Below are 10,792 nucleotides of genomic sequence, written 5' to 3'. Positions count from 1 at the left end.
ACAAGGACGAGGAGGCGCCGATCTTCCAGGTCGCCGACTACGGCCTCGTCGCCGACCTGTTCAAGGCCCTGCCGGAGCTGCAGCAGGCCGTCTGACACCGTTCTTTCCCACCGTTACCCGAAGAGGTCCCCCATGACCGCCGCCGCGATCCCCTATACCCCGCCACTGAAAGAGATCCGCTTCGTCCTCGACCACCTCGCCGGCATGGCCGACGTGGCGGCTCTGCCGGGTTTCGAGGATGCCAGCCCCGATATGGTGGACAGCATCCTGGGCGAGGCGGCGAAGATCGCCGAGAACGTCCTGGCTCCGCTGAACCGCATCGGCGATGTTCAGGGGGCGAAGCTCGGCGCCGACGGCATCGCCCGCACGGCGGAGGGCTGGGGGGCGGCGTGGCAGGCGCTGGTGGAGGGCGGCTGGAACGGGCTGCCCTTCGATCCGGCGCGCGGCGGCATGGGGCTGCCCAACCTGCTGAACACCGCGGTGCAGGAGATGTGGCATTCCGCCAACATGGCCTTCGCGCTCTGCCCGATGCTGACCCAGGGAGCGGTGAACGCGGTTCAGCTCTATGGCTCCGACGCGCTGAAGGACCTCTATTTGCCCAAGATGATCTCGGGCGAGTGGACCGGCACCATGAACATCACGGAACCGCAGGCGGGATCGGACCTTGCCGCCACGCGGTCGCGCGCGGTGCCGAACGGCGACCATTACCTCGTCACCGGGCAGAAGATCTTCATCACCTACGGCGACCATGACCTGACGGAGAACATCGTCCATCTGGTGCTGGCCCGCCTGCCCGATGCGCCTCCGGGCGTGAAGGGCATCAGCCTGTTCGTCGTGCCAAAGTTCCTGGTCAATGCCGACGGCAGCCTGGGCGCCCGCAATCAGGTGAAGTGCGTGTCGCTGGAGCACAAGCTTGGCATCCATGGCAGCCCGACCGCCGTGCTGTCCTTCGGCGACGAGGGCGGGGCGACCGGCTTCCTGGTGGGCGAGCCGAACCGCGGCTTGGAATACATGTTCACCATGATGAACCACGCCCGGCTGAACGTGGCCATGCAGGGCCTGTCGATTGCCGAGCGTGCCTACCAGCAGGCGCTGGCCTATGCCCGCGACCGCGTGCAGGGCAAGCCGCTGGGCTGGACCGAGGGGCAGTCGAAGGGCATCGTCAACCATCCCGACGTCCGTCGCCTGCTGATGGGCATGAAGGCGCGGATCGAGGCGATGCGCGGCATCCTCTACACCGCCGCCGCCGCGGTGGACGTGGCGCACCACCATGCCGACGAAGCGGCGCGGGGCCGGGCCGGCCTGCTGGTCGACCTGCTGACCCCCATCGCCAAGGGCTGGTGCACCGAGACCGGCCAGCAGCTGGCGTCGGACGGTGTCCAGGTCCATGGCGGCATGGGCTTCATCGAGGAGACGGGTGCCGCCCAGCATCTGCGCGATGCCCGCATCACCACGATCTACGAGGGCACGACTGCCATCCAGGCCAACGACCTGATCAACCGCAAGATCCTGCGCGACGGCGGGGCGACGGCCAACGGCCTGCTCGACGAGATCGCGGCGCTGGCCGGCGAGCTGTCCGGCCATTCCGATGAGGCTATGCGCGTCACCGGTGCCGAATTGGCCGCCGCTGTCCTGGAGGCCAAGCAGGCGGTGACCTGGGTGCTGAGCGTGGCGAAGCAGGACCCGCGCCTGCCGGCCGCCGCGTCGGTGACCCTGCTGGAGCTGATGGGTGTGGTCGCCGGCGGCTGGCAGCTGGCCCGTGCCGCCAAGGTGGCGGCGGAGCGGCTGGCGGAGGGCGATGCCGACACCGCTTTCCTGTCGGCCAAGCCGCTGACCGCCCGTTTCTACGCCACCCATGTGCTGCCGAAGGCGGCGGCGCTGCGGGCGACCGTCGTCAACGGTTCCGCGAGCGTGATGGCGCTGAGCGAGGAGCAGTTGTTCGGCGCGGCTTGACGGGGCCGCGCTTGCCGGTTGGTGCCGGGGCTTTTGGCCCTGCTGGGGGTGTCGCGGGCGGTTGGGGGACCTCCCGCCACTGCCCCGGCGCCAGCCCATCCAATGTCCAGTCGCCGATCGACCAGCGGATCAGCCGCAGGGTCGGGAAGCCGACCGCCGCGGTCATGCGGCGGACCTGCCGGTTGCGCCCCTCGCGCAAGGTCAGCGCGATCCAGCTGGTCGGGATGGCGGCGCGGTAGCGCACCGGCGGATCGCGCGGCCACAGCGCCAAGGGCTCCTCCATCCGCCGCACCTCGGCCGGCAGGGTGGGGCCGTCCTTCAGCGTGACGCCGCGGCGCAACGCTTCCAGCGCCTCATCGGTTGGCAGGCCTTCCACCTGCACCCAGTAAGTCTTGGGCATCTTGTTGGCCGGCGAGGCGATGCGGGCGATCAACGGTCCGTCATCGCTCAATGCCAGCAGCCCCTCGCTGTCGCGGTCGAGTCGGCCGGCGGCATAGACGCCCTTCACCGGAACCAGCTCCGCCAGGGTCGGGCGGCCCTGGTCGTCGGTGAATTGCGGCAGCACGCCATAGGGCTTGTTCAGCAGGATCAGGCGCGGCACGGGCTTGCTTCCTTGCGCGGTTCGGGAAAGGCGCTATCGTTCGCACCCCAACAGCAATCTAGATAGCAGGGGTTCGGCCGTGACGCTTCTGTTCTGCTCCGCCAGCGACAGCGCCGAGGATTGGCGCCGGGAAATCGCCCGACATTTTCCCGACCTGGAGATGCGCGTCTGGCCCGAGACCGGCGACGTCGGCGACATTGAGGTGGCGGTGGTGTGGAAGCCGCCGGCCGGCATGCTGGCGACGCTGCCCAACCTGAAGCTGATCGTGTCGCTGGGCGCCGGAGTTGAGCCGATCCTGGAGGATCCGACCCTTCCCGACGTGCCGCTGGTGCGCATGGTGTCGGACGGCTTGACCCTCGACATGGCCGGCTATGTGGTCTTCCAGGTGCTCTACTGGCACCGGCTGATGGACCAGTACGCCGCCTTCCAGGCCGAAGCGCGGTGGGAGCAGTTGGACCATCGCCCGGCTTCCGAGGTGACCGTCGGCTTCCTGGGCATGGGCGAGTTGGGGGCGGCATCGGCCCGCACACTGCGGACCCTGGACTACCGGCTGATGGGCTGGAGCCGCAGTCCGAAGAGCATCGACGGGGTGGAGAGCTTCTCCGGCCCCGGCGGGCTGGCGGCGATGCTGCCGCAGTGCGATGTGCTGGTCTGCCTGCTGCCGCTGACCGACGAGACCCGCGGCATCATGAATGCGTCGCTGTTCGCCGCCCTGCCCAAGGGGGCGGTGGTCGTCAACGCCGCCCGCGGCGGCCATCTGGTCGAGTCGGACCTGCTCGCCGCGCTGGAGAGCGGGCATCTGCGCGGCGCCAGCCTGGACGTTTTCGCCACCGAACCGCTGCCGGCCGACCATCAGCTTTGGCGCCATGCGAAGGTCCGCGTCACCCCGCATGTCGCCGGGGTCACCCACCCGTCGCTCTGCGCCGTGCAGGTGGCCGATGCGGTGAAGGCCCTGCGCGAGGGCCGGCCGCTGCCCAATCTGGTGGACCGCAGCCGGGGATACTGACCCTTACAGCATCTGAAGCGCGATCACCGCCAGCAGGGCCGCGATCACCCACAGGGCGGCGCGGTCCGAACGGCGGCGGGCCTCCCAGCCGTTCAGCATCTGGCGGACGGTCTGCGGGTGCAGGCGCACGCCGCCTTCCGCGATGTCGCGGGTCACCCGCTCCGCCTCGCTGACCAAGGCGGGGATGCGGCGGACGGTGGACAGCAGCGCGCCGGCATCGTCGATGAACTGCGCCTCCGGCCCGCGATTCTCGCGCATCCACTCCTCGATCAGCGGACGGGCCAGTTCCCACATGTTGATGTTGGGGTTCAGCAGCCGCCCGACGCCCTCCGCCGTCAGCATGCTCTTTTGCAGCAGCAGCAGCTGAGGCTGGGTTTCCATCTCGAACTGTTCGGTGACGGCGAACAGCTGGGCCAGCAGCCGGCCGACCGAGATGTCGGCCAGCGGCTTGTTCTGCAGCGGCTCGCCGATGGCGCGGCAGGCCTGGGTGAAGATCTCGATCGACTGGTGGCGCGGGACGTAGCCGGCCTCGAAATGCACGATGGCGACGCGGCGGTAGTCGCCGGTCAGGAAGCCGATCAGCATGTCGGCGAGGTAATAGCGCGTCTCGCGGTCCAGCCGGCCCATGATGCCGAAATCGACGGCGGTGATGGTGCCCTGTTCGTTGATGAACAGGTTGCCGGGATGCAGGTCGGCGTGGAAGAAGCCGTCGCGGAACACCTGATTGAAGAAGCTGGCCGAGGCCATCGCCAGGATCTCGTCGCGGTCGAAACCGGCGGCGGAGATGCGGGCGGGCTCGTCCACCTTGAAGCCGCGGATGCGCTCCAGCGTCAGCACCCGGCCGCCGGTGCGCTCCCAATCGACCTTCGGCACGTTGAAGGTCGGATCGTCCTTGAAGTTCGACGCCAGCTCCGAGGCCGCCGCCGCCTCCATCCGCAAATCCATCTCCAGCCGGGACGTGCGGGCGAAGGTGTCGACAATCTCGGTCAGACGCAGCCGCTTCAGCCGCGGCAGCACCCATTGGGCAAGGCTCGCCAGCCGGTAGAACAGGTCGATGTCGCGCTCGAACGCCTCTTCGATGCCAGGACGCAGCACCTTGACCGCCACCTCCTGCCCGTCGGCGGTGACGGCGAAATGCACCTGGGCGATGGAGGCGGCGGCGACCGGCTTGTCGTCGAAGCTCTGGAACAGCGCCTGCACCGGCTGGCCGAACTCGGCCTCGATAATGGCGCGGGCCTGATGGGCGGGGAAGGGCGGCAGCTTGTCCTGCAACTCCGCCAGATCGACGGCCATCCGCTCGCCGACCAGATCGGAGCGGGTGGAGAGCAACTGCCCCAGCTTGATGTAGGTCGGGCCGAGTTCGGCCAGCGCACGGGCCAGCCGCTCGCCCTCGCGGCCGGGGACGTCCTTGCGGGCGACGCGGCGCCACAGCCATAACAGGCCGGGGGCGGTGCCCAGCAGGCTGACGGGCAGGGCATCGTGACGGGCGACCGTTCGGCCGATCACGGCCATCCGGATCAGGTTGCGCAGGATACGGAACACGGGGTCTTAGATCCGCCAGCCGGAATGTATGGCGGCGATCCCGCCCGACAGGTTGCGCACGCGCACGGCGCCGAATCCGGCGGCCTCGATCCGTTTGGCCAGATCGGCCTGCTGCGGGAAGCGGCGGATACTCTCGGCCAGATAGCGGTAGCTCGCCTCGTCCTTCGCCACGACGCGGCCCATGAAGGGCAGCACCTGGAAGGAATAGACGTCGTACAGCTCGCGCAGCACCGGCAGGACGACGTGGCTGAATTCCAGGCAGTAGAACTTGCCGCCCGGCTTCAGGACGCGGTGGGCCTCCTTGATCGCCTCGTCGATGCGGGTGACGTTGCGCAGGCCGAAGGCGATGGTGTAGGCGTCGACCGAGCGCGAGGCGATGGGCAGCCGTTCCGCGTCGCCGACCGTCCATTGCACACCGGACAGGATGTTGCGGTCGACGGCGCGGTCGCGGCCGACCCGGACCATCGCCTCGGTGATGTCGCAGACCACAGCGGCCCCGCCGCCCTTCTTCAGGAAGCGGAAGGCGATGTCGCCGGTGCCGCCCGCCACGTCCAGCAGGGTCATGTCCGGCTTGGGCGCCACCATCTCCATCAGCGTGTCCTTCCACAGCCGATGGATGCCGCCCGACATAAGGTCGTTCATCAGGTCGTAGTTGGTCGCCACGCTGTCGAAGACGGCGCGGACCAGCCCGGACTTGGCGGACGGATCTACGGGGGTGAAGCCGAACCAGTTGCCTTCGGCACCGGACGCGGGCTTTTGCGGATCGGGGGTGTGGTCGCTCATGGCCGGGAAGATAGCGCGGGCAGGGGCCATGCGCCAGCGGGGGCGTGCGCTGCGGAAGGTGCTGCGGCGAATGGTGTAGGACGGGTGGGGGTGAGGAACGGAAAGGGCGAGGGATGGAACACCGTGGAACAGTTTTGCGTGTCTGTTCCATGGGGTGCGGTTAAGCGGTGCGCCAGCGACGCGGTGGGGGATGGAACAGCGTGAAACACTTTTCCGCCGATGTTCCATCTGGCTCTCCATCGCATTTGGCAGGTCTCAAATCCTAGCACAGGGAGCGTGTTCTCAGCAGGGGAACCGGCAAAACAGGCGCTGCCTGACCTTCGCGGGAATGACGGCCGAAGAGGAGCCTTGTGTCCGCTGCGTAGCAGACAGCCTTTTCGCCACATCCTCCTTGCGTCCCGCCCTTCCCGCGCGTATAAGCGCATCCTTCCACGGGCGGCGAGGCTGGGCCGTAAGGCTCAGGGCATGCCCACCCGTCCGTTGGAATTCCGCCTCATTTCCATCTAGGAAACGAAAATGCCCAAGCTGAAGACGAAGAGCGGCGCCAAGAAGCGCTTCAAGGTGACCGCCACGGGTAAGGTTCGCGCTCAGGCCGCCTACAAGCGCCACTGCCTGGAACAGAAGTCCCCGAACATGAAGCGCAATGCGCGCGGCATGATGACCCTGTGCGACTCCAACGCCCGCACGGTGCTGAAGAACTGGCTGCGCAACGCCTGATCTCGGCACATTGTAGAATTCGGAAGGACTGAACCATGGCTCGTGTTAAGCGCGGCGTCACGACGCACGCCCGTCACCGCAAGATCCTGAAGCTCGCCAAGGGCTACCGGGGTCGCAATTCCAAGAATTTCCGCATTGCGGTCGAGAAGGTCGAGAAGGCGCTTCGTTACGCCTACCGCGACCGCCGCAATAAGAAGCGCGATTTCCGCGGCCTGTGGATCCAGCGCATCAACGCCGGCGTCCGTCAGTACGGCCTGACCTACTCGCGCTTCATCAACGGCATCAAGCTGGCCGGCATCGAGATCGACCGCAAGGTCCTGTCCGATCTGGCCGCGCGCGAGCCGGAGTCCTTCAAGACCCTGGTGGACAAGGCCCAGGCCGCGCTCGCCTCCAAGGCCGCCGCGTAACGCCTCGCGCTTCCCGCTCCAGGGAACGCTTGCCGTCACGGCGTCAGTTGTAAGAGAAGGGAGCCGGGCCGCTGGGCCGGCTCCCTTTTTCTTTTTGCACCGATTTTTCCCCACGCTTGCCGGGAACCGCCATGCTCGACGCGCTGAAAGACGAACTTCTGTCGCAGGTCAACGCCGCCGCCGACCTTTCGGCGCTGGACGAGGTGCGGGTCTCCGCGCTCGGCAAGAAGGGGCGCATCACCGGCTTCATGAAGGAGCTGGGGGCCCTCACCCCCGACGAGCGCAAGGAGCGCGGCCAGGCGCTGAACGCGCTGAAGGACGAGATCGCCGCCGCCATCGACGCGCGCAAGGCCGACCTCGCCGCCGCCCACCTGAAGGCGCGGCTGGAAGCCGAGCGGGTCGACGTGACCCTGCCGGTCCGCCCCGAGACCGAAGGGCGCATCCACCCCATCAGCCAGACGATGGACGAGATGATCGCCATCTTCGCCGAGATGGGCTTCTCGGTCGCCGAAGGGCCGGACATCGAGGACGATTTCCACAACTTCACCGCCCTGAACTTCCCGCCCGGCCACCCGGCGCGCGACATGCACGACACCTTCTATCTGCCCGATTCTGGCGATAAGAAGATGCTCCTGCGCACCCACACCAGCCCGGTGCAGGTCCGCACCATGCTGAACAACAAGCCGCCGATCCGCATCATCGCGCCGGGGCGGACATACCGCTCCGACTACGACATGACCCACACCCCGATGTTCCACCAGATCGAGGGGCTGGTCATCGACGAAGCGACCAACATGGGGCACCTGAAGGGCTGCCTCGTCGAGTTCTGCCGCGCCTTCTTCGACGTGGACGACCTGCCGCTGCGCTTCCGCCCCAGCTTCTTCCCCTTCACCGAGCCATCGGCGGAGGTCGATATCGGCTGCTCGCGCAAGGGCGGCGAACTGAAGCTGGGCAACTACGGCGACTGGCTGGAAATCCTCGGCTGCGGCATGGTCCACCCCAACGTGTTGGAAGCCTGCGGCATCGACAGCACCCGCTACCAGGGCTTCGCCTTCGGCATGGGGGTGGAGCGCGTGGCGATGCTGAAATACGGCATCCCCGACCTGCGCACCTTCTTCGAAGCCGACCTGCGCTGGCTGAAGCATTACGGCTTCGTGCCCCTCGACATTCCCAACATCGCCCACGGCCTGACGCGCTAAGGAGCCGGACCCATGAAGTTCACGCTGTCCTGGCTGAAGGACCATCTGGAGACCGACGCCTCGCTCGACCAGATCACGGAAAAGCTGACCGCCCTCGGGCTGGAGGTGGAAGGCGTCCATGACCGGTCGAAGGAACTGGCGCCCTTCCGCGTCGCCCACGTCGTTTCGGCCGAGAAGCACCCGGACGCCGACAAGCTGCGCGTGCTGATGGTCGATACCGGCGCCGGCACCCTGCAGGTCGTCTGCGGCGCCCCCAATGCGCGCGCCGGCATGAAGGGCGTCTTCGCGCCGGAGGGCACCTATGTCCCGGGATCCGACATCACGCTGAAGAAGGGCGTCATCCGCGGCGTCGAGTCGAACGGCATGATGTGCTCCAAGCGCGAGCTGAAGCTGTCGGACGAGCATGAGGGCATCATCGAGCTGCCGGACGACGCGCCCGTCGGCGCCGGCTTCGCCGACTATGCCGGGCTGAACGATCCGGTCATCGACATCAATCTGACGCCCGACCGCGCCGACTGCGCCGGCGTGCGCGGCATCGCCCGCGACCTCGCCGCCGCCGGCATGGGCACGCTGAAGCCGCTGACCGCCGGGCATCTCGACACCACGCCGGTGGAGGGCCGCTTCGCCAGCCCGATCGGCGTCAGCATCGATGCGCCGGAGGCCTGCCCGCTGTTCGTCGGCCGCTATATCCGCGGCGTGAAGAACGGCCCGTCACCGAAGTGGCTGCAGGACAAGCTGGTGTCCATCGGCCTGCGTCCGATCTCGGCGCTGGTCGACATCACCAACTACCTGACCTTCGACGCCGCCCGTCCGCTGCACGTCTTCGACGCCGACACCGTGAAGGGCAACATCACCGTCCGCCTGGGGCGCGAGGGCGAGACCCTGGCCGCGCTGAACGGCAAGGAATACGCGCTGGACGGCGCCATGACCGTGGTGGCCGACGACGAACGGGCGGAGGCTTTGGCCGGCATCGTCGGCGGCGAGCCGACCGGCTGTACCGAGACGACCGTCAACGTCTTCGTCGAGGCGGCGCTGTTCGACCCGGTGCGCACCGCGCAGACCGGCCGCCGGCTGGGCATCGACTCCGACGCCCGCTACCGCTTCGAGCGCGGCGTCGATCCGGCCGCGGTCTTCGCCGGCATGGAACGCGCCACCCGCCTGATCCTGGAACTGTGCGGCGGCGAGCCGTCGGAACTGGTGATCGCCGGGGCCGAGCCGGACTGGAAGCGCAGCCTGAGCCTGCGTCCGGGCCGGGTCGCGGCGCTGGGCGGCGTCGATCTGCCGCGCGACCGTCAGGTGCAGATCCTGATGGACCTGGGCTTCACGGTCGAGGGCGAGGAAGCGGACGGCCGTCTGCGCTTCGGTGTGCCGTCCTGGCGCGCCGACGTCCATGGCGAGGCCGATCTGGTGGAGGAGGTGCTGCGCGTCCACGGCTTCGACGCCATCCCGGCGACGCCGCTGCCGCGCGAGACGGTGCTGACCCGCCCGGCCCTGACGCTGAAGCAGCGCCGCGTGGCGCTGGCCAAGCGCACGCTGGCCGGTCGCGGGCTGTCGGAGGCGGTGACCTGGTCCTTCCTGTCCGGCCCGGTCGCCGAGCTGTTCGGCGGTGGCGAGCCCGGCCTGCGGCTGGTCAATCCGATCAGCAGCGACCTGGACGTCATGCGTCCGTCGATCCTGCCCAACCTGATCCAGGCTGCCGGCCGCAACGCCGACCGCGGCTTCGCCGACGTGCGCCTGTTCGAGGTCGGGGCGGCCTTCCGCACCCCCGCGCCGGACGGGCAGGATACGGTCGCCGCCGGCATTCGCGCCGGTGCGGCGGTTCCGCGCCACTGGGCGGAGAAGGCGCGGGGCGTCGACGTGTTCGACGCCAAGGCCGACGCGCTGGCGGTGCTGGAGGCGGTCGGCGCCCCGGCCGCCAACCTGCAGGTCACCACCGATGCGCCGGGCTGGTACCATCCCGGCCGGTCCGGCGTGCTGCGGCTCGGCCCCACCGTGATGGCCCGCTTCGGCGAGATCCATCCGTCGGTGCTGGAGACGCTGGGCGTCAAGGGGCCGGTCGTCGGTTTCGAGGTGATGCTGGACGCCGTGCCGCTGCCCAAGAAGAAGGGCGGCACCGCCAAGCCGATGGTCCAGCTGTCCGCCTTCCAGCCGGTGGAGCGCGACTTCGCCTTCGTCGTCGACCGCAAGGTGGAGGCCGACAAGATCCTCCGCGCCGTCAAGGGCGCCGACAAGGCGCTGGTCAAGGATGTCGCGGTGTTCGACGTCTATGAAGGTCCCGGCGTGGGCGAAGGACGCAAGTCGGTCGCCGTCTCGGTCACCTACCAGCCGACCACCGCGACCCTGACCGACGAGGCGATCGAGGCGGTCGGCCAGAAGATCGTCGCGGCAGTGGTCAAGGCCACCGGCGGAAGTTTGCGCAGCTGAGGGTCGGCATCCTTCAGTTGAAGGAGTTGTCGAGAAATACAAAAGACCCCCCGCTTCGCCGGGGGGTCTTTTTTTTGTGAAGCGGAAAAACTCATAGGGAGTCGCTACTCGGTTACCCGATCACACAAGCATATGATGAATCGCTGATTGAGAAATCCTG

The 10,792-nt window shown here is 68.2% G+C and carries 9 protein-coding genes; 6 read left to right on the top strand and 3 right to left on the bottom strand.

Features of this window, described 5'->3' with window-relative positions; all coding sequences use genetic code 11:
* The first annotated feature begins 132 nt into the window (after positions 1 to 132).
* Complete coding sequence (locus tag FZ983_RS30090) at positions 133 to 1,953, top strand: acyl-CoA dehydrogenase C-terminal domain-containing protein (RefSeq protein WP_149228234.1); 1,821 nt, start codon at positions 133 to 135, stop codon at positions 1,951 to 1,953.
* On the opposite strand, the gene FZ983_RS30085 is transcribed toward FZ983_RS30090, so the two are convergent.
* Complete coding sequence (locus FZ983_RS30085) at positions 1,895 to 2,554, bottom strand: pseudouridine synthase (RefSeq protein WP_149228233.1); 660 nt, start codon at positions 2,552 to 2,554, stop codon at positions 1,895 to 1,897. The genes FZ983_RS30090 and FZ983_RS30085 overlap by 59 nt on opposite strands.
* Positions 2,555 to 2,633: 79 nt before the next feature.
* Here FZ983_RS30085 and FZ983_RS30080 point away from each other — a divergent pair, with 79 nt between their 5' ends.
* Entirely contained in the window at positions 2,634 to 3,560 is a 927-nt protein-coding gene (locus tag FZ983_RS30080; protein WP_149228232.1) for a glyoxylate/hydroxypyruvate reductase A, read from the top strand.
* A gap of 3 nt (positions 3,561 to 3,563) precedes the next feature.
* On the opposite strand, the gene ubiB is transcribed toward FZ983_RS30080, so the two are convergent.
* Positions 3,564 to 5,102: a 2-polyprenylphenol 6-hydroxylase gene (gene ubiB, locus FZ983_RS30075; RefSeq protein ID WP_149228231.1), complete on the bottom strand. Its 1,539-nt coding sequence runs from the start codon at positions 5,100 to 5,102 to the stop codon at positions 3,564 to 3,566.
* A 6-nt stretch (positions 5,103 to 5,108) separates the two neighbouring features.
* Complete coding sequence (locus tag FZ983_RS30070; protein WP_188092575.1) at positions 5,109 to 5,885, bottom strand: class I SAM-dependent methyltransferase; 777 nt, start codon at positions 5,883 to 5,885, stop codon at positions 5,109 to 5,111.
* Between the two features lie 516 nt (positions 5,886 to 6,401).
* Here FZ983_RS30070 and rpmI point away from each other — a divergent pair.
* From rpmI to pheT, 4 genes are all read left to right on the top strand, one after another.
* Positions 6,402 to 6,602 carry a 50S ribosomal protein L35 gene (gene rpmI / locus FZ983_RS30065; protein ID WP_012975158.1) on the top strand — a complete coding sequence of 67 codons (201 nt, stop codon included), beginning with the start codon at positions 6,402 to 6,404 and terminating at the stop codon, positions 6,600 to 6,602.
* 35 nt (positions 6,603 to 6,637) lie between these two features.
* Complete coding sequence (gene rplT, locus FZ983_RS30060) at positions 6,638 to 7,009, top strand: 50S ribosomal protein L20 (protein WP_149228229.1); 372 nt, start codon at positions 6,638 to 6,640, stop codon at positions 7,007 to 7,009.
* 131 nt (positions 7,010 to 7,140) lie between these two features.
* Positions 7,141 to 8,208, top strand: coding sequence for a phenylalanine--tRNA ligase subunit alpha (gene pheS / locus FZ983_RS30055; RefSeq protein ID WP_149228228.1), 1,068 nt, complete (start codon positions 7,141 to 7,143; stop codon positions 8,206 to 8,208).
* Positions 8,209 to 8,220: 12 nt separating this feature from the next.
* Positions 8,221 to 10,632, top strand: coding sequence for a phenylalanine--tRNA ligase subunit beta (pheT, locus tag FZ983_RS30050; protein WP_149228227.1), 2,412 nt, complete (start codon positions 8,221 to 8,223; stop codon positions 10,630 to 10,632).
* The last annotated feature ends 160 nt before the right edge of the window (positions 10,633 to 10,792 follow it).

It is taken from the genome of Azospirillum sp. B21 (assembly GCF_008364825.1).
Taxonomy (GTDB): domain Bacteria; phylum Pseudomonadota; class Alphaproteobacteria; order Azospirillales; family Azospirillaceae; genus Azospirillum.
Note: the sequence above shows the minus strand (reverse complement) of the source record. Positions and strands in the feature narration are given on the sequence as shown.

Bases quoted from the DNA above. Each gene is read 5' to 3' on its own strand.
- FZ983_RS30090 (WP_149228234.1), top strand. From the start codon at position 133: ATGACCGCCGCCGCGATCCCCTATACCCCGCCACTGAAAGAGATCCGC.
- FZ983_RS30070 (WP_188092575.1), bottom strand. From the start codon at position 5,885: ATGAGCGACCACACCCCCGATCCGCAAAAGCCCGCGTCCGGTGCCGAA.
- rpmI (WP_012975158.1), top strand. From the start codon at position 6,402: ATGCCCAAGCTGAAGACGAAGAGCGGCGCCAAGAAGCGCTTCAAGGTG.
- rplT (WP_149228229.1), top strand. From the start codon at position 6,638: ATGGCTCGTGTTAAGCGCGGCGTCACGACGCACGCCCGTCACCGCAAG.
- pheS (WP_149228228.1), top strand. From the start codon at position 7,141: ATGCTCGACGCGCTGAAAGACGAACTTCTGTCGCAGGTCAACGCCGCC.
- pheT (WP_149228227.1), top strand. From the start codon at position 8,221: ATGAAGTTCACGCTGTCCTGGCTGAAGGACCATCTGGAGACCGACGCC.